The sequence below is a fragment of the Clostridium sp. AM34-11AC genome, from assembly GCF_003435375.1.
Classification (GTDB): domain Bacteria; phylum Bacillota; class Clostridia; order Lachnospirales; family Lachnospiraceae; genus Pilosibacter; species Pilosibacter fragilis.
In genome coordinates this window covers 1-19674 of record NZ_QWGL01000014.1, presented here as the reverse complement: position 1 = coordinate 19674, position 19674 = coordinate 1, and the positions used below count along the sequence as shown (strand labels likewise).

The following is a 19674-nucleotide window of genomic DNA, read 5'->3' as shown; positions in this document are numbered from 1 at the left end:
ATTTACGAGATATAATCGCAGGCTGGAAAATCAAAATCCATGCCTGTGATTGTTCTATATAAGATCACTTTTTCCTATATTACACTCGGAACACAGTGTTTGAAGATTTTCTAATACAGTCTCTCCTCCCTTGCTCCAAGGTATAATATGATCAACCTGCAAAATAACTGATGGATCTTTTGCTGGCGATGCGCCACATTTACAGCATTTAAAGTCATCTCTTCTCAATACTAAGAATCTAATTCTTAAATTAATTGATCGCGATGTTTTATGGTTCCGCCCTTTATCTTTTATTGTTTTCTTATTAACCGCTACTGAATCATTCTCATCACTGGTTTCATTTATATATTTTACAAACGCTTCCAACGAATGTCTCCATCCACCAAATCTTTTTTCAAAAATCCCCATTGAATATTTTGTTAAGTCTCTCATTTGCGAATATGATGGTTGCTTACCCAACTTAATCCATACTCTTTCAATGTCTTCATATAGTTCCTCATCTGAAATTCCTATTTTTGATCTCGAAGGTGCAAGTCCTGCTAATTCTAAGCATTTAAACCAAGATCCAAAATGCCTTGTTAATGTAGTAGCATGAAAACGACCATATTCATTGTATTCGCTCAATGTAACAGTATTTTTCTTCAAAAAATGAGCTACATTTCTTAAGTCCTCTATTAATTCATCATCAGAGGAATTTCGATGATATTCATTTAGTTCAAATTTCACTGTTACCTCCCATCTCTACATCATCTTCTTGATCGTCTCGCAAAGCTCCGCCACAGCGGTCTCCTCATTTCCGTTCTTGATATCTTCCACCACACAAGTCTTGATGTGGTTGGATAAGAGAACTTTGCAGAAGCCGTTTAAGGCAGACTGGACGGCAGATACCTGAACCAGGATATCCGGGCAGTAGCGTTCGTCCTGAACCATAGCTTTGATGCCACGGACCTGCCCCTCAATGCGGTTTAAGCGGGTCAGAAGATCTTTCTCTTCCTTTTCTGTTCTATGTTTGTGGCGGCAGTGGCAGACAGCATCATCGGACGGTGTTTCTGTTTCGGCAGTCACCGTATTTGCTGTTGCTTCTGCTCCTATTACCCCTGTTGTCTCCATATTTACATTTACTGTCTCCGCTTCTCCGGCACAGCAACATGATTTTTTCTCCATGCACAACCTCCCCAATTTTACGTTCCTACGATATCATGTTTTCTTCTCTGATCTGCCTCACAGGCATTTGCCTATATAGCAGGAAAGCCACCCCGGGAATCTTTCATCCCGGGGCAGCTGATATTCAATCATTTTTTGCAGTCAACTCTCAACCGATCACCTTGTAATCCTTATCCTCGATGGCTTTTTTAAGCACTTCGGTCGGAACATCTTTTGTGAGTGTCACCGTTGCGGTTCCTTTTACGTGATCTGCCTCTGCAACGGATACGCCGTCAATGGCCTCAAGTGCTTTTTTTACAGTTGCCTCGCAGTGCGGACACATCATACCTTCAACTTTTAATGTCTTTTCCATCATGTTACTCTCCTTTTCTTTATTGTTATGGATTTTTGTTTTTATCTTTTTGTCCCTGTCGGAACGCCGGATATCAAAGAAATTTAAGCGCAGGGCGTTGGATACAACGCAGAAGCTGGATAAGCTCATGGCTGCGGCACCAAACATCGGATTCAGTTTCCAGCCGAATACCGGGATCCAGAGTCCCATGGCAAGCGGGATCCCGATCACATTGTAGAAAAATGCCCAGAACAGATTCTCGTGGATATTCGTAAGCGTCGCACGGCTTAAGCGGATCGCTGCCGGGACATCGGATAAGCGGCTCTTCATGAGGACCACGTCCGCCGCATCGATAGCGACGTCGGTTCCGGCTCCGATGGCGATTCCCATATCGGCTCTTGTGAGGGCCGGAGCATCATTGATCCCGTCGCCGACCATGGCAACCTTGCCTTTTTCCTTGAGCTTTCTGATCACACTCTCCTTACCATCCGGGAGGACTCCGGCGATGACCTCATCGACACCGGCTTCTTTTCCGACAGCCTTTGCGGTGCGCTCATTATCACCGGTCAGCATGACTACATGGATTCCCATGTTCTGCAGCTCCCTGATTGCCTGTGGGCTGTCTTCCTTGATCATATCCGCAACAGCGATGATGCCCACAAGCTTCTCATTCTCCGCAAAGAATAACGGAGTCTTTCCGCTCTCCGCGAGAGCTTCGGATTTCTTCTTCATATCTTCCGGAACAGCCACATGAGTTCCGACAAACTTCATGTTTCCGCCGTAGATCGTATTTCCATTTAATTTCGCAGAAAGTCCGTTTCCGGGAAGTGCCGCAAAATCTGTCACATCAGCTGCGGAAAGCCCCATTTCCTCACCCTTTAAGAGGACTGCCTTCGCCAGCGGATGCTCGCTCTTCTTCTCGAGAGCGTATGCCATGGAAAGAAGTTCTGACTCGCTCACTCCCTCTTCCGGAACGAGATCTGTCACGCGGGGGTCCCCGCTTGTGATGGTCCCCGTCTTATCTAAGGCAACGATCTCTACTTTTCCCGTTTCTTCCAGCGAAACTGCTGTCTTAAAAAGGATTCCGTTCTTCGCTCCCATTCCGTTTCCCACCATGATGGCTACCGGCGTTGCAAGTCCTAATGCACACGGGCAGCTGATGACGAGAACGGAGATCCCTCGGGCTAAGGCGAAGGCCATGGTCTCGCCTGCGAGGAGCCAGCCGATGGTCGTGATGATCGCGATCGTGATCACGGCAGGTACAAATACGCCGGATACCTTATCGGCGATCTTCGCGATGGGCGCTTTTGTTGCCGCCGCATCGCTGACCATTTTTATGATCTGGGAGAGTGTGGTATCCTCTCCGACTCTCGATGCCTCGCAGCGGATAAAGCCGGACTGATTTAATGTCGCAGCCGAGACAGGGTCACCTGCCTCCTTATCCACCGGAATACTCTCCCCGGTGAGAGCAGATTCATTTACTGCGCTGTTTCCCTCTAAGACGATACCATCCACGGGTATATTTTCACCCGGACGGACCACGAAAATATCGCCTTTTTTAACCTGGGCGATCGGAACCGTAGTCTCAACACCGTCCCTTTCGATCACGGCGGTCTTCGGGGCCAGCTTCATTAAACCTTTTAAGGCATCTGTGGTGCGTCCCTTTGATCTCGCTTCCAGCATTTTCCCGACGGTGATAAGGGTTAAGATCATCGCCGCGGACTCAAAGTAGAACTCGTGCATATAGCTCATGACTGCATCCGCGTTCCCTTTTACCTGAGCATCTGTCATCATAAATAAGGCATAGGTGCTCCAGGCAAAGGAGGCACTGGAGCCCAGTGCTACCAGAGTATCCATATTCGGAGAACCGTGGAGCAGGCCCTTAAAGCCACTGATAAAGAATTTCTGGTTGATCACCATGACGATCACGGTGAGAAGGAGCTGCAAAAGCCCCATCGCCACATGGTTTCCGTTGAAGAAAGCCGGAAGCGGCCAGTTCCACATCATGTGTCCCATGGAGAAATACATGAGGACTAAGAGGAAGCCGATGGAGGAAATGAGTCTCTTCTTTAAGGCCGGGGTTTCATGGTCTTCCAGAGCAGATTCATCATAGAGAGTGCCGTTTCCGGATCCGTCTGCCTTTTCCACTCCTTTTACGGACGCGCCGTAACCGGCAGCCTGAACTGCCTCAATAATTTCTGAGGAAGAAGCTGTACCTTCGACACCCATCGAGTTCGTGAGCAGGCTCACGGAACAGGAGATAACGCCCGGCACTTTGGAAACTGCCTTCTCCACGCGGGTCTGGCAGGCAGCACAGCTCATTCCTGTTATTGTATACTGTTCCATCTTTGTCGTTCCTTTCTATTTACATATACCCATACGGGGTATATGTAAATAATAGCACGAACGGCAGAAATGTCAAGACCTGTATTTGAGATTTTTTCTGTGACATACTCCCTCCACTTAGCTAACACTTGAAGTGGGGGCTTCTCGTTCGATTGCCCTATTGGGCAAAGCATAGGCGAGCTATCCCCGTGTGTCCCACGGTTCTGTTATTACGAGCGGGACTGTTTCGTATCTACGCAGTCCCGAACAAAATCTACGTTTTGGAGGAGATCAGGAAATTTTTCTTTCTGTTTCAAGTTCAACTCCCGATATTCTCAATCCTTCCCTGCAAATATTGATAGCTGCATTCTCATCACGGTTCATCTGATTTCCACAGGTGCAGCTATAGATACGATCTTCCAGTTTCAACTCCTTTTTGAGTTTTCCGCAACAGCTGCAGATTTTTGAGCTGGGATACCACTTATCGATACGAACCAGTTTCTTGCAGGCACGTTCTAATTTGTAGGAAAGAAACTCAGTAAACATTCCCCATCCATTATCATGAACACTCGTTCCGAACCTTGAATCCTGGCTCATTTCTTTCATGTTCAAAGATTCTATGCACACAAGATCGTAAAAATTGGTTATCTTTCTGGATTCCTTGTGCAGATAATCTTTCCGCTGATGTGCAATATGAGCATGGAGTCTGGCTATTTTCTTTTTCTGTTTCATGTAACGGCTGCTCCCCTTTTCGCAATGACTCAGCCTGCGCTGCTCCCTTGCAAGTTTTTCCTGGGATTTTCGGAAAAAGTGGGGATAATCCGCATGAGCTCCATGGGAATCTACATACAATTCTCTCATAGAAAAATCAAGTCCGACTGCGGTTTTTACTGACCTGATTTCATGTTCCGGTTCTTCTGCCGCATACAGTAATGATACATAATACTTGTCATCTGCTTCCTGGCTGACGGTGGCACCCTTCAATATGTAACGATCATCGATACTCCGATGCTGTTTTATGCGGATCCAACCTGCTTTCGGAAGTTTCAGTTTACCATTCTGCAAAGTAATATTTCCATTTACACAGTTTGTCGTATAACTTCTTACCGGATTCTTTTTTGACTTGAAATTCGGAAAGCCAACTGAAGAATCCCGAAAAAAGTTCTTATAGGCAGCCTGCAGATGCAGCTGCGCATTACACAAGGCCAGGCTGTCTACCTCCTTCAGCCACGGAAACTCTGCCTTATATTTTGCAGGCGTAACCTTTAATACTTTTCCGGTTTTCTCATAATATTCGTTCTTTTCTGCCAGCATCCGGTTATACACGAAACGCACACAGCCAAATGTCCTTGCAAATAGTTCTTTTTGAGATTTATTCGGGTAAATCCGAAAACGGTACACGATGTTCACTCTTATTTTCTCCCTGTGTTTCTATGTACTGGCGAATAACCTCAATGGGTGCACCACCAGCACTTAACAGACAAAAACTCTGGCTCCAGAACATTTCTTCCCAAAGCTTCTGCCGAATCTCCGGATACTCTTTTTTAATCAATCGGCTGCTTGCACTTTTATACGCATTGATAAATTTGCTGAGTTCCGATTTCGGATGGGCCCGGAACATGATATGAACATGATCCCGATCATGATTCCATTCCTCTAACGTAATATGATACTTCGGAGCGATATATTCAAAAATCTCCCGAGCCCGATCAGAAACAGGATCCGTCAGTATCTTTTTTCGGTATTTTATAACCAGAATCAAATGATAATAGAGTAGAAACACTGAATGTGCATTACTGTCCAATTTTCTCATAAAATCAGCCTTTCCTTTTACTTTCGACTGATTATATTATAACACAGGAACACTTGTTTGTCTATGCTTTTCAGAACATTCGTTCTTCTATATTTGTTTTCATTTATGTGCACAGATATGTGCAGTTTTAATATGCCAGATATTGCATGATTTTCCCAAAAGGCAATTTATCTCACCACCTAAAGAGGATGGGAGAATTCTTGCAAAGTGTTGTTAAAAATGGACTGCGATTAAGAAGTCATGGCTGCATAACGGCTTTATACGATGTAAAGCCTTCCCTCTGATACCATCTTTTTCGCGGTATCATGCCGGTGTAAATTCTCTTACTTGCCGGTCGTTCCAATGTAATTGATTCCTTCTCCATCCAGTACATCACTGCCGATAAATTTCTTTTCTTCCGGATTGAAAACAAAATCAGACACTTTATATCTGGCAGTCCGTACATCCCGAAGCACTATATGCATTTTTTCCTGTTCGTCCTCCCAGATATCCGCCTCCGGTATACCTAACTGGATCATTTCATCTAAAAATACATAGGAATCCTCTCCGGAAACTGCCTGTATCAGAAATCGACAGCTGTCATCCATAGTCAGTTCTCCATCTATGAGCATATCTTCCTGCACATAGATCTGAAGTTCCCATTGTGAGTCTTCGTGCACAAAAGGGAAGGAAGAATAGATTGCCATTCCTTGTAAATTTCCTTGCGCATTCCCGATTTTCCGCGGTTCTTTCGCTGTTTCTGTCAATTTTTCTTCCATCCTCTGTTTCAGACACCCGGAAATTTTGAAGGTAATTGAATCAATTTGAAGATTGGTTTTCTGATGACGTGAAATAGAAAGTCCAAGCGTATACATGTCCGCGCTGCCATCATCTTTTACACATTGAAATACCATCTCACCATTTCCATCCTCCAATGCAATTATATGAAATTCTGAAATATTTTCCGCAATGTTATGATAATCGCTTACAAAAGTTTCTGGTTCCGACACGATTGACCATTCTCTGCTTTTGTTATCATTATGAAGTTCCAGCAGCAGAGAATCTCCATCAACAGTTTTCGCCGACCACTGATCTCCATCGACAGTAAATGATACTGGTTTATAGGGTCTGTTTAAAAACATGACCAGCGCACCAACTGATGCGCATAGCACAGCAGTTAAAAGGATCATCGTTTTCTTTTTCATACCAATCTCACTCCTTATTAACATGATAACGACATACTCGCAGAAAATCATAACCATCGACGGAATACCATCTCTACTGCTTATCTCTCCGGAATAACTCAACCATCATGATCACAATCCCCAGAACAACGAAAAGGATCGCCATGCCAAACACTTCCGACAGCCCCATTTCCGCCACCGTAGTCATAAATCTCCCCGGTGGAGTTGTCCATCCGGACGTCAGATTACTTCCCGCAACAAACAGCACCGCCATCGCCCAGATACTTCCGATCAAAGATAAAAAGCCACCGATCAGCACTCTCTTCATTCCGCATTCCTCCTCACTGAAAATCTGTTACCACTCACACTTTTTTCATCCTGTTACATTTCCAATTTCTTTCTATCCTTCTCCTGCCTGAACGTTCCATATTTTCTGGAATTCACATGTTTTCTGCCAATTTTATTATAGCATACGGTTCTTTTTAATGGAGGATTCTAATGAAATCGTACATGTTTCGTAAGGATTCCGTAACTTCCCATTCATCGTGCAGGAAGCTGCAAAAAAGTCTCCGGAACAGATCAAAAAATTTTCCAATCTGTCCCAGAGACTTTTTATCCTGTCACAATCCATATTCTGCGATCCCGGTCTTCCTATGAGACCAAAAATGCGCTATTTCAGTATTCCTTCTATTCTTTTCATGCACTCCTCAATCGTCTTCCTCGGTACCGCCACATTGATCCTCTGGAATCCGGTTCCTGTCTTTCCGAAGATCTTTCCGCTGTCCAGCCACAGCTTCGCGTCGTAGATGATCCGACGGTCCAGCTCATCGGCATCAATTCCGGTCGCTCTGAAATCCAGCCACAAGAGGTAGGTTCCCTCGCCGTCAATGACGTTCACTCCCGGCATGTTGTCCTTCACATATTTCTTTACGTAGGCGATATTTTCCCAGACATATTTGAGCATGCTCTCGTACCACTCGTCGCCCTTCTCATACGCCGTCTGTGTCGCCACAAGTCCCAGTACGCCCAGCTGGCTGATTCCCGCGGCATCGACCTGATGCTGAAATTTTTGTCTCAGCTCCTTATTCGGGACAAATATATTCGAGATCATCATGCTGGCCAGGTTGAAGGTTTTGCTCGGAGACGTGCAGACCACGCAGATGTCCTCGAACTCCTTCTTGATGGACGCAAACACCGTATGTTCACCCCGGAACACAAAATCGTTGTGAATCTCATCGCTGACCACCGTGACGCCGTGCTTCACACAGATATCTCCCATTGCAGTCAGTTCTTCCTTCGTAAACACTCTTCCTGACGGGTTGTGGGGATTGCAGAGAAGGAACAGCTTCACATCATGTTCCACGATCTGCTTTTCAAAATCAGCCAGGTCGATATGATACCGGTTATCGTCCCCCAGGATCAAGTCATTGCTGACGATCACACGGTCATTGTCCCGGATCACCTCGGAAAATGGATAGTAGACCGGCTGCTGGACCAGTATGCTGTCACCGACCTTTGTGAACGCCTTTACCGCCATTGCCAGGGCAAATACCACACCCGGAGTCTTGATCAGCCAGTCCTCTTTGATCTTCCAGTGATGATGCCGTTCCATCCATCCTGCCACCGCGTTAAAATATACTTCCTGAGTATCGCTGTAACCAAAAATTCCATGTTTTGCCCGCTCGATCAGCGCATCCTCCACGTAGGAAGATGTCTTGAAATCCATGTCTGCCACCCAGAGCGGGAGAACGTCTGCCGGCTTTCCTCTCCTCTTTGCAAAGTCATATTTCAGGCAGTCCGTGCCCCGGCGATCAATGATCTCATCAAAATTCAAATTTCTTTCCGTCATACCGATATCCTCTCTCCTTTTGCCCCATGTCTTATTTCAGCTCGCCAAATACCTTCGATAATTCCGCGAGAAGATCCTCGATATCCTCAATTCCGACCGAAAGCCGGAGCGTGCACGGCGTGATTCCATTTTTCAGCCGTACTTTCTCCGGCACATCCGCATGGGTCTGGGTCGTCGGGTAGGTGATCAGTGTCTCCACGCCGCCGAGGCTCTCCGCAAATTTGATCATTCTGACACTCTCAAGGATCTGCAGCGCATGGGGCTCTGTGTCCACATCAAAGGTCAGCATCGCGCCGAATCCTCTTGCCTGCTTCTTCATGATCTCATAACCCGGGTGTTCCGGAAGTCCCGGGTAATAGACATGTTTCACCACTGGCTGTTCCTTCAGCCAGTTTGCGATCTTGATGGCATTTTCCTGGGACCGCTCCATGCGGATTCCGAGAGTCTTGATGCCTCTTAAGATCAGCCAGCAGTCGAACGGTGCAAGTCCGGCTCCTGTGGTCTTTATGATAAACCGTAGTTTTTCCTGAACTTCTTCGTTGTTTGTCACGATAAATCCGGCTAAGGTATCGTTGTGTCCGCCCAGGAACTTCGTTCCGCTGTGGATCACGATATCCGCGCCGAGTTTTAACGGATTCTGAAAATATGGGGACAGGAATGTGTTGTCGACGATCAGGTAGAGTCCGTGTCTTTTTGCGATCTCCGCGATCTTGGAAATATCAGATACGTTCATCATCGGGTTCGTCGGCGTCTCTATGTAGACCGCCTTCGTGTTCTCCTTTATGGCACCTTCAATGTCATCCCTGGAACAGTTTAAGTATGTAAACTCATATCCGTTCTTTTTCGAGACATTGTCGAACAGACGGACACTTCCGCCGTAGAGATCTGCCTCAGCGATAATATGGTCACCCGGCTTGAAGATTTCCATAAGCAGTGTGATCGCCGCCATTCCGCTCGAAAGGGCGAAAGCATCGATGCCGCCCTCCAGGCTTGCAACCACCTTCTCAAGCTGCTCTCTTGTCGGATTCTGAAGTCTGCTGTAATCGTATCCGGTGCTTTTTCCGACACCTGCATGGGCGTAAGTCGCTGTCTGATAGATCGGGTAGCTCAGTGCTCCGTAATTATCTGTTTTTCCTTCTGTTTCCTCTAAGTGTAAACATCGTGTATTAATTCCTCTCTCCATATCTTTTCACTCCTGTCTTGTTTTCTCTTGTAAATAGAGAGTTCATATTCCTACTACCCCCATAGGATATTTGATAATAATCTACCACCGGACAGCAGTTCTGTATAATCTTTCTATTTTATGGTTACATATAGGGAAAACCTATAACTATTCGATAAAAAGAAACACCAATCCAGGTCATAGAACCGAATCATTTTCTAAAAAAGATGGGAGTCTTCTCGACTGAAATAAAAAACGAGCAACAAAACCGGATTTACACCAGTCTGCTACTCGTTCATCAACAATGATATTTCCTGTTTTCCGAAAAAATCAAACAGAATTTTGTCCAATATGCTCAACGATCGTGTCGACGATCTCCTGCTTCGGCTTCCCGATGGCTGTTCCCAGTTCCTCATACAAGAGCTTTTCCGCGATCTGGAAATATTTCGTATCCGTCGCTGTGCATTTCTTTCCCTGCGCGAGTCGCTGCTGCTTCCGCTGGTAGATCATCTTTATGATCACAACCAACGCCTTCGGGTCATTCGCCTTGATCGCCTCTTTATACTTCTGCTCCCGCATCTTCTCGTTCTCCGTCCATGGCGTCGAAATTTCTGGGATCTTTTCGATCAATTTCCACGCATTCTCTTCTGTCAGGCATGGTCTCAAAGCAGAGTCCGAATTCGACACAGGCACATATATCGTTTCCTTTTCATCCTCCACCGGATGCATCCGATAATACAATTCAGATAATCATAGATCAACATATCCCACAATTTTAATTGATCTGTAAGAGGATCCGCCACATTATTTCTTAAAAGCTGAAACGCTTTTAAAAGATACTGCTTGTTCCCATTCTCATACTTTTCATACGCTGGTATTCCAAGTGCCTGAGCGAAATCTTCCTGATGAAGCCGAAAAGGTCGTATGAGACCATTGATGTACGCTGCGTTCTTTGGAATTACACGGTCATATCGTTTCGTGGCAAATAGTATCTCGTCATCCCTTGCAGCACCTGTATTGATAATAAAACTTTCAGGAATCGATATTCCCAATTTTGAAGCCGCAGTAAGTGATAGCTGCTCATTTGTCACAATGTCAGAAAGACGTACATGGCTTTTTTTCATTTCGTCCAATGCGATCGCCGTGTTTCCGTTCGCTCCATTCTGCAGCGCCAATGAGTCCTCTGTAAGAGACTGTCTGAATTTCAGAATCGATTTTCCTCACACATAAAGCTCTTTCCGCCTGAGATTCGTATATGGTCTCCTGCCCCTAATCTCACAGCTCTGCGCCAGATCAATATCCGCATAAAGAATCTGCTCCCTATCATCCGCCTTCAAAACGGTATTTCCATTCGCATCGACAATGATCGATTCCCCTGAAAAATCCATTTCTCCTTCCATCCCGACACGATTGCACATGGCGATAAACACGCTGTTGTGGAATGCCTGCACCCGGAGCTCCCACTCAAACATTTCAGACGGCTCCGCCTTCGTATTTACAGTCGGAATCAGGATCAGATCCGCTCCCATCAACGCCTCCGTCCGGATACTCTCCGGATAATGCCTGTCAAAACATATCACCAGACCGATCTTCCCGAATTCCGTCTCAAATACCTTAAATCCATCATCGGCAGGTGTATAATAATCCTGCTCAAAAAACTTGTCCGCCTGTGCCACATGTACCATCTTCTGGACACCGGCGATCGTCCCATCCTTCCGAATCAGAAGACTCGCGTCATAGGCTTTCCCATGTTCCTCCAGATAAAGATTCGGCACCACCATGATCTGATGTTCCCTGGCCACATCACAAAACGCCTTCACGATCTCCGAGTCTATCCTGACCCGGTATCTCGACACATCCTTCCCCGGATACTGTGGAAAAAACTCCGTGAGCTGAACCTCCGGAAAAAGGATCAGGTCTGCATGCTGCGAAGCCGCTTCCCTTACCGCCCGCAAACTGCCCTCCAAATTTTCCTGAACACTTCCCTTATTTTCCATCTGACAAAGCGCAATCTTCATAACAGATCTCCACATTTTTCGTACAGTTTTGATCAAAATATTTTCATCTACACCACTTTATTTTCTTTTCCGCATCACATATCCTATCTAAACATTTCACCGGTTCCGCTCTCCATCACCGTCTCATGTATAACAACGGATACGGATTTCCCTCCTCATCAAGTTCCGTCCGCTTATGCGTCTCAAATCCCATATGCTCATAAAATCCAACCGCCTGCGGAACATACTCCTTGATCTTTAAAATCTCCGCATCCGAAAGAAACAAATGCGTCACCCGGACCGAGTCCTCTCAGGCCTCAACAGGTCCCGGAAGAAATTGCGTCCGTTCCTTTAATTCATATATCTTCAAAACATTTCTCCCAACTATCTCTAAATCAGAAAAACTCATTCGCCTTATCCGGCTGACAGATCATTTTCAGTTTCTCCGAAATCATCTGGACCTTTTCAAGATTCCCGCTTCTGGCACTCTGCGGACAGATCTCCACGCATCTCATACATGAAATGCAGGCTTCTCCGTTCGTCATCTTCGGATCCTCAAACGATATCGCTCCAACCGGACAGCTCTCCGCGCAGTTTCCGCATCCCATACATTCATCTGACACCTGGATGTCCATCGGCAGAACCTTGTATTCCTTATAAGGCCTGTTTCCCGGCACCTCAACCGGACAGACATTCCCCTTTAGGCGCTCCTTCACCTCAGCTGCAAACGTATCAAGTTCATCGTAATCCTGCGCTGACGGACGCCCCGCTTCGATCTGATGGGCGATTGAATGTTCCGCCACAATCGCAGCAGCCCCAATACATACAAAGCCCTGAGCCTCAAGCACATCCTTCAATTCCACCAGAGTATCCTCATACGCTCTTCCGCCATATGTAACCAGTAAAAATGCCGGCGTGCGGTCACCCTTCATTTTCCGAAGTCTCTCGGTCGCAATTCCCGGAACACGTCCTCCGAAGGACGGAACTCCCACAATACAAAAATCCCCCTGTTTCATTTCATGATTTTTCATATCCCGTCTCGACAGGTCAATATTTTCCATACTGCCAAAACTTTCTCCCATATGTTTTACGACTCTTTCTGTCGTGCCCGTCGGACTAAAATAAACATTATAATTTGCCATAATTTTCCCCTTTAAAAGCTCTCCTGAATAAATCTTTAATTTTCCTAAAAAATACTCTCTCCAATATCCGACTCTTTCCGTCGTCACCCACATTCTATCATATCAGCCCCAAAAATCAAACTACAGCTTAACAATGCGCGACCCGCAACCTTGCGATGCCGCGGCTGGGAATTTATCCTTGATATACTCGATCATCCTGCCGGCGATTCCCTGTCCCTGATATTCCGGATCTACCAGCACATAATGGATCTGCGCCAGCATCTCCGTATCATCAAGTACCCGCGTCAGCCCCACAAGCCGCTCTCCATCCCAGACAGTCAGCACCGTGGAGAATTCATCAGAGCCTTGTATAAACGCTCCGGATAGTTTCCGGACACCCAGTCCACCGATAAACATAGTTACATGCAAAAATCCACTCCGTATCGGCTGCGCCGATAGGAGTTTTACTTTCCAATTACAGCTCTTTTTTTATCTGCACCCGGTGTTGTAACGATCACCTTCTCCGGTGTGATACTAAGTGCTCCCTTAGCTGTTGCGGCACCTTTAAACATTGCTTCCACCATCGCCTTGAATGTATCTACGACCTTGCCCTCTGTGACATCCTTAAACATTTCTTAGCTGCTGCCTGCCCGCGAAATGCCGTCAATACTGTCTCTATGCAAGCGATCCACGCCATCAGGACCGTCACCGCAAAAAAGCTCCTATCCAATTTTTGCTTCACTCTGTGACCGTGTCTTCTCAATCAGCTTCGCATACACCCGCTCCACAAACCACGGCTCCGTAGATTTCTTTAACGCCTCCTCCGGCGTAAACCAAGCGACCCCACTGTTCTCATCCGCCTTCACAGACACCTGTTCCTCAGAATCCGCCTCCAGGAGATACGTCACATTCAGATGCAGGTGACTGGACACATACCGTCCTTTTTTCACATGTCCGTCAACGGTGAGTGATTCCAGAGAAAAAATCTCCTCCGACACTGACCTAACATCGGAAATTCCTGCTTCTTCCTTCACCTCCCGGATTGCAACCGCCAGAAGATCTGTCTCCCCATCCGCATGCCCGCCAAGCCATGACCAGGAATGATAAATATTGTGATACACCATAAGGACTTTACTCCTGTCCTTATCCACCACCCAGGCCGAAGCCGTCATGTGCGCCACCACATTATCCCGAAGAAACGCGTCATCATTCTTCTCGATCCAGTTTAAGATCAAAGCCTTATCCGCCTCTTCCTGCTCATTATAAGGCACATACCTGCTGATCTGACTTACCAGTTTCTGCCGATTCATCGCATAATTTCCTTCCAATATCATTCTTCTCTATCTGATAAAATGCGTCCGCACGACCTCTTCCTTCTCCGGAAGACCATACTTTTCTTTTCCAAGCTCAATGCTCTTCATGAGAAATGTCATATTTCTCGCAAGAACCCGCATCGTCTGAAGACCTTCCGCATCCCCCACAGCTTCTCCCGGTCCGCGCCCGTGGATGGAGTTCCAGTACTGACTAGATGCGATCGGCATGTTGCTGATCGTAAAATACTTATTTAACTCGTCAAAAGTCGCCGAACATCCCCCGCGTCTCGCACAGACAACGCTCGCCCCGACTTTCATTGTCTTATCAAAGGATGTACTATAAAACAGCCGGTCCAGAACCGCGATGAGGGTCGCATTTGCGGACGCATAATAAACAGGGCTTGCGACCACCAGTCCATCAGCCTCCGAAAGCTTCACCGCCAGCTTATTCACCACATCGTCGAATACACACTTCCCAAGCTCCGCGCATCGATTACAGGCAATACATCCTCTTACCGCCTCACTGCCGACCTGCACGATCTCCGCGTCGACTCCCTCTTTTTCAAACACCGTCTTCATCTCATTCAACGCGATCGATGTATTTCCATTCGCCCGCGGGCTTCCATTGATCATCAATACTTTCATTATTTATCCTCCACACTCAATTTCAACACGTCCGGTCTCGCGTAATGTCCACAGACATCATGCTCCATCCGGCTCGCCGGGACCTTCTGCATGTCGAGGTCCGCGTAGATGATCTCCTCTTTATCCCACACAGTCTCACTCACCGCATGCCCGTAAGGATCGATCACGCAGCTTCCTCCCCGGCACACGATATCATTTATCTTCGCGATCTCCTCATCTCCGCTGGCGGTCTTCGGGTACATATCCTTCGTAAAGTACATATCCGCATTGATGAAGAAGCAGTGTCCCTCGATGGCGATATGGCGGATCGTATTCTGCCACTCCTCATTGTCATTCGTATTCGGGGAAATATAGAGCGCAACTCCCTTCTGGTAAAGCGCCACTCTCGCAAGCGGCATGTAGCTCTCCCAGCAGATCAGATTACCCATCGGTCCCCAAGGCGTCTCCATTACCGGGAAGAAATCCTTATCCGCATCTCCCCAGATCACACGTTCGCTGCCGGTAGGCTTCAGCTTTCTGTGATTCATCGTCTGTCCGTCTGGTGCGATCATGATATTGGAATTATAAAGTGTCGCCGTCACAGCGTCCCGCTCCGAATACCCAACACTCACATATACCGAATGTTCCTTCGCGCAATCAACGATACTCTGCATCTCCGCTCCATCCGCCAGGATCGAATTGTCATAGTAAGTCTTCCAGTCCTCTCTTCCCGCCCTGCTGCGGCTTCCGACGGTAAATCCATAAGTCATTCCATATGGGTATCCCGGAATAAAAAGTTCAGGAAAAACGATCAGTTCCGCTCCCTTAGCGGCCGCCTCCCCGATCAGGGTGATGATTTTCTCCACACATTTGTCCTTATCAAACATGACTGGTGCCGCCTGCACCAATGCAAGTTTACATGTATCCTTCTTGATGATCATAATAATTTTCCTCCTGTCGTTACCGTAAACTCAGATGTAAAAAGTGAATTTCCCTTATTGTTTCCCTTGTGCTATATCAACCCACCGGTGTTTACAAACTCTGATACGGACAAATACAAGGGTGCAGGACATCCGGTGGATGTCCGCTTTGCACCGACCGTAGCGAAGCGAAGACCACAAGAGGTCCGGCGGACCTCTGCTCTGTGCCGACCGGTTCACAACGTCCAGGGGACGTTGGCTCTGAACCGACCGTAGTGGAACGAAGAGCGGCAGCGGAGACCAAAAAATATATAAAACAGTATATCACAAAACAAAAGCAACATGGTAAACTGATCGAAATATTTATGATTTTTGTAACTGATAAAAGATGTGCCCCATCGGCTCAAATCTTCCCCGGGCCAATGATCTGCACATCTTTTTCACTTTAATCAGGACACCTGATTTCTCAATATCTCATCCACCGTCAGATACGCTCTCTCATACCCCAGTACCTCACCGAGCTGCATCATATACGGTTTCTGCAGTCTTGCCTTTTTCAACGCTTCATCCTGCATGAACACGTCCCTGGCCGTTCCATCCGCCAGCACCTGTCCATGAGCCATAATGATCACGCGCTCAAAATTCTCCGCCACAAAATCCATATCGTGAAGGATCGCGATCACAAGCTTTCCTCTCTCCGACAGGCTGCGGATAATACCGCCAATGATCTGGCGTCCCTTCCAGTCCTGGGCGATCGTCGGCTCATCTAAAATCAAAACATCCGTGTCCATGGCAAGAACCGAAGCGATCGCAGTCATCTTCCGCTCATATAACTCAAGGTCATAAGGATTTTCCTTCTCCTTACCCGACAACCCTGTCAGCTCCAGCGCCCGCTTTGCCTCTTCCTCCGCGCGTTTCGGATCCATCCCGATATTCATCGGACCAAACATGATCTCGTCCATCACATTGTATTTGAAGATCTGATCATCCGGATTCTGGAACACATAGCCAACATTTCCAGCTAACATCGCCACCGTTTTTCCAGAAATGTCCTCGCCGCGGAAGTAAATATTTCCGGATACCGGCTTCAGCAGTCCCTTCAACAGCTTTACCAACGTAGTCTTTCCCGCTCCGTTCTGGCCAATGATCGCCGTCGGACGCTTATCCAGTCTCATGTTCAACGCCTTTAAGACCGGCACATCCGGAAGATAGGAAAAATCCAGATTCTTAATGAGGAACTGTTCCTCGCCTAAAACTTCTGAATTCTTTTTTTTATCCGCCTTTGCAGCTCCTTTTGCCTCTGCTCTTCCCGCATGTCTCTCTTTCAGCACTCCGGCAGCCTCTTCCACAGTGACCGGATACGTTCCATCCGGCAGAGTCACATGTTCTGCCTTACAGATCCGGGTAAATGCCGGTTCCTGAATCCCATAATCCGCAAGATCCGGCATGGAAAATACCTTCTGCGGCGTATCAAACGCGATCTGCTTTCCACCATGCAGAAGAAGAATGCGGTCGCAGTAAGCCGCCAGTTTCTCGATCTTCTGCTCGATCATTAAGATCGTGATACCGGAATTCGTCAGGGTCTCAACCGCCCGGAATACCTCGTCGCTTCCCTCCGGATCAAGCTGGGAAGTCGGTTCATCAAGGATCATGACATCCGGCCGCATGACCAGCACGCTGGCGATCGCCACACGCTGCATCTGACCTCCGGACAGATCAAACGGATTTCGATCGCGATACTGCCAGATATCAAGGAGCTTCAGGGCGTTCTCCACCCGCTCCTTCATCTCTTCGGCCGGAATTCCCAGGTTCTGCATTCCGAAAGCGACTTCCTCATATACATTGTCCTTTGCTCCGGACAGCTGGTTAAACGGATTCTGGAACACCAGACCCACATGACCACAGAGCTGTGATACCGGAGTCTTTCCGGCCTCTATGCCGTCCACAATGACTTTTCCGCCGTAAGCTCCCTTGTAAAACTGCGGAACAAGCCCCATAATCGCCTGGCTCAGCGTGCTTTTTCCTGCTCCGTTTTCTCCGATAATACCGATAAACTCTCCCTTTTCTACTGAAAAGTTCAAACCATCCAGCGCCAGTTTCTTCGCGTGAGGATAGCGGTATCGTAAATTTTCAATGATTATCTCAGACATACAACGATCCTCCATGCAATAGCTGCCAGAATGCAGAGTCCCAGTAAGATCGTGATCTCCTGGTCTCCCTTGTGACGTTTCCGATCTGACAGCCAGGTTTTCTTTTTTCCTGCGCCGAATCCACGCACCTCCAGAGCGATCGCCCGCTCTCTGGTATTGATCAGGGAACTCATGACCACCGGGGAGATCAGCGGTAAAAATGCCTTAGCACGGGTCCGCAGATTTCCTTCTGTCTCCAGTCCGCGGCTGCGCTGCGCGTCCATGATCGTATTCATAGTTCCCATCATCTGCGGGATGATCTGGAACACGGATGTCACGATGTAACCGAAACGCGGTGAAAACCCACGTTTCTCCAGCTCATCCACAAACTCAGACGGCTTGGTAGAGAGGACGAACACCGCAAAGGACAGCAGCATGTTCAGAATGTTTAAACCGATATGGAGGGCGTAAAGTGTGCCCTCTCTGTAAAATTTCAGCCCGCCGATCAGAAACAGCACATTCTCGTTTCTCTGGTTGAACAATCCATGGATCAGGAAAATCGTCAAAAGGATCGTAAAAGAAAAAGCGATCAGCGGAAACGTCTTTTTCAGGATCTTTCCGCTGGCCAGAACACAGAGACTGACTGCGATAAACACACCAAACATCCAAAGCTTTCCAGTGATCAGCGGAATACTGATGGCGGCAGCGATATACATCAATTTTGTAAAGGGATGCACCTTCGTCAGATATGTCCCGTTATCTACAAACAGGCTGATACTTTTCATATATTTGTTTCCCGGCAGCTGCTCCGAAGAACAGCTGCATTTCCTTTTCTAAATCTGATTAGTCCAGAGTCTCGATCTCGGAATTTGCCTCATACAGCGTTGTAAGCTTCTTTGGAAGACCCTTCAAAATAAAGAATACAACGATCAGAGTGATCAGTTTGTCCGGAACATCCACAACAACTTCATCTAACAGAGATCCCAGAAATACCGGCATGGAAGCCGCCTGAGTTGCTGCGAACACAGCGTCACCCCATACATTTCCAGTAGTACCGCCCCAGAATAATACGTTTAACGGGGTGGAGATCACAACCGCTGCAAGACCGGCTGCACAGGCTGTAAGAATTGCCTTCGGGAATGATTTCATAAATCCAAGGCGGGCCATGATTCCAACTGCCGCTCCAATACCTAAGCTTGTCAATGCATAGATAAGCGTAATATTATCTCCCGCGGAAAAACCATAGATCAGGTTGTTCGCCGCACCGCAGATCGCGCCGATGATCGGACCGCCAAGGCATCCACCGATGCATGTTCCGATAGAATCCAGCCATAACGGAAGTTTTAATACACTCGCAAACAGCTTTCCAAGATAATTGATACCGATGCAGGCCGGGATCAGCACGATCACTGCCGCATCAAACTTTGTTTTAAATAAATTCTTCATACCTCATATACCCTTTCTTTTTTCTTAATCTTCATCCTTGCCAGTTTATCAGGAGCTTCTCACGTCTTTCCTGACCATTTCTCCCAGAAGCACTAGATTCCGCTACCTTAGACTCACTAAAATCTAAGACGGCAGCATCTGCTCCCTTCCCATACATATCCTCCCTCCGGAACATACTAAATTGTGGCTTCACCGCAACCATCCAGTTGGCGCATCAAGCGCAAAAGCTTCCAAATAGGTAACTGTTCAGTACCTTCACAGTCACGAGCAAAAATCCATCAAAAATAGGCTTCGCCTATTCAACTCCCCTACCCCTC

Annotated in this window: 21 protein-coding genes; all 21 read right to left on the bottom strand. The window is 47.1% G+C overall.

The genetic code is table 11. The features are described 5' to 3' along the window. Positions 1-54: 54 nt before the first annotated feature. The 21 genes from DW826_RS18615 to DW826_RS09765 all read right to left on the bottom strand — a co-directional run bounded on the left by DW826_RS18615 (position 55) and on the right by DW826_RS09765 (position 19357). The gene (locus tag DW826_RS18615; protein WP_117552641.1) at positions 55-726 is read right to left on the bottom strand and encodes an HNH endonuclease; all 672 of its coding nucleotides are present in this window, start codon (positions 724-726) and stop codon (positions 55-57) included. 15 nt (positions 727-741) lie between these two features. After that, positions 742-1065, bottom strand: a complete 324-nt coding sequence (locus DW826_RS09865; protein ID WP_117471811.1) for a metal-sensing transcriptional repressor — start codon at positions 1063-1065, stop codon at positions 742-744. A 247-nt stretch (positions 1066-1312) separates the two neighbouring features. Beyond that, positions 1313-3841, bottom strand: a complete 2529-nt coding sequence (locus DW826_RS09860; RefSeq protein ID WP_117552640.1) for a heavy metal translocating P-type ATPase — start codon at positions 3839-3841, stop codon at positions 1313-1315. A gap of 270 nt (positions 3842-4111) precedes the next feature. Continuing rightward, positions 4112-5230, bottom strand: coding sequence for an RNA-guided endonuclease TnpB family protein (locus tag DW826_RS09855; RefSeq protein WP_117552639.1), 1119 nt, complete (start codon positions 5228-5230; stop codon positions 4112-4114). Beyond that, positions 5193-5633: an IS200/IS605 family transposase gene (gene tnpA / locus DW826_RS09850; protein WP_117552638.1), complete on the bottom strand. Its 441-nt coding sequence runs from the start codon at positions 5631-5633 to the stop codon at positions 5193-5195. Before tnpA ends, DW826_RS09855 begins: the two co-directional genes overlap by 38 nt. Before the next feature lie 323 nt (positions 5634-5956). After that, positions 5957-6817 carry a hypothetical protein gene (locus DW826_RS09845; protein ID WP_117552637.1) on the bottom strand — a complete coding sequence of 287 codons (861 nt, stop codon included), beginning with the start codon at positions 6815-6817 and terminating at the stop codon, positions 5957-5959. A 73-nt stretch (positions 6818-6890) separates the two neighbouring features. Continuing rightward, positions 6891-7124, bottom strand: coding sequence for a hypothetical protein (locus DW826_RS09840; RefSeq protein ID WP_015554280.1), 234 nt, complete (start codon positions 7122-7124; stop codon positions 6891-6893). Positions 7125-7466: 342 nt separating this feature from the next. Further along, positions 7467-8645, bottom strand: a complete 1179-nt coding sequence (locus DW826_RS09835; RefSeq protein ID WP_117552636.1) for a MalY/PatB family protein — start codon at positions 8643-8645, stop codon at positions 7467-7469. A gap of 31 nt (positions 8646-8676) precedes the next feature. Next, positions 8677-9828: a PLP-dependent aspartate aminotransferase family protein gene (locus tag DW826_RS09830; RefSeq protein ID WP_117552635.1), complete on the bottom strand. Its 1152-nt coding sequence runs from the start codon at positions 9826-9828 to the stop codon at positions 8677-8679. Between the two features lie 309 nt (positions 9829-10137). Then, positions 10138-10437, bottom strand: a complete 300-nt coding sequence (locus DW826_RS09825; protein WP_347472324.1) for a hypothetical protein — start codon at positions 10435-10437, stop codon at positions 10138-10140. Positions 10438-11027: 590 nt separating this feature from the next. Beyond that, positions 11028-11825 carry a carbon-nitrogen hydrolase family protein gene (locus DW826_RS09815; protein ID WP_117552633.1) on the bottom strand — a complete coding sequence of 266 codons (798 nt, stop codon included), beginning with the start codon at positions 11823-11825 and terminating at the stop codon, positions 11028-11030. A 115-nt stretch (positions 11826-11940) separates the two neighbouring features. Continuing rightward, positions 11941-12099, bottom strand: a complete 159-nt coding sequence (locus DW826_RS09810; RefSeq protein WP_242994079.1) for a hypothetical protein — start codon at positions 12097-12099, stop codon at positions 11941-11943. 100 nt (positions 12100-12199) lie between these two features. Further along, positions 12200-12946 (bottom strand): EFR1 family ferrodoxin, encoded by a 747-nt coding sequence (locus DW826_RS09805; protein ID WP_117552656.1) that lies wholly within the window; start codon positions 12944-12946, stop codon positions 12200-12202. 120 nt (positions 12947-13066) lie between these two features. After that, entirely contained in the window at positions 13067-13354 is a 288-nt protein-coding gene (locus DW826_RS09800; protein WP_242994078.1) for a GNAT family N-acetyltransferase, read from the bottom strand. A gap of 35 nt (positions 13355-13389) precedes the next feature. Next, positions 13390-13557 (bottom strand): hypothetical protein, encoded by a 168-nt coding sequence (locus DW826_RS09795; protein ID WP_015554274.1) that lies wholly within the window; start codon positions 13555-13557, stop codon positions 13390-13392. A gap of 90 nt (positions 13558-13647) precedes the next feature. Continuing rightward, positions 13648-14235 carry an NUDIX hydrolase gene (locus DW826_RS09790; protein ID WP_347472323.1) on the bottom strand — a complete coding sequence of 196 codons (588 nt, stop codon included), beginning with the start codon at positions 14233-14235 and terminating at the stop codon, positions 13648-13650. A gap of 30 nt (positions 14236-14265) precedes the next feature. Beyond that, positions 14266-14883, bottom strand: coding sequence for a flavodoxin family protein (locus tag DW826_RS09785; protein ID WP_015554272.1), 618 nt, complete (start codon positions 14881-14883; stop codon positions 14266-14268). Further along, positions 14883-15803 (bottom strand): carbon-nitrogen hydrolase family protein, encoded by a 921-nt coding sequence (locus DW826_RS09780; RefSeq protein WP_117552631.1) that lies wholly within the window; start codon positions 15801-15803, stop codon positions 14883-14885. Before DW826_RS09780 ends, DW826_RS09785 begins: the two co-directional genes overlap by 1 nt. A gap of 428 nt (positions 15804-16231) precedes the next feature. Then, positions 16232-17932, bottom strand: a complete 1701-nt coding sequence (locus tag DW826_RS09775) for an ABC transporter ATP-binding protein (protein WP_117552630.1) — start codon at positions 17930-17932, stop codon at positions 16232-16234. After that, positions 17920-18696 carry an energy-coupling factor transporter transmembrane component T gene (locus DW826_RS09770; RefSeq protein ID WP_117469629.1) on the bottom strand — a complete coding sequence of 259 codons (777 nt, stop codon included), beginning with the start codon at positions 18694-18696 and terminating at the stop codon, positions 17920-17922. Before DW826_RS09770 ends, DW826_RS09775 begins: the two co-directional genes overlap by 13 nt. Before the next feature lie 58 nt (positions 18697-18754). Further along, on the bottom strand, positions 18755-19357 hold the full coding sequence (locus DW826_RS09765; protein WP_117504062.1) for an ECF transporter S component: 603 nt from the start codon (positions 19355-19357) through the stop codon (positions 18755-18757). Positions 19358-19674 lie beyond the last annotated feature (317 nt).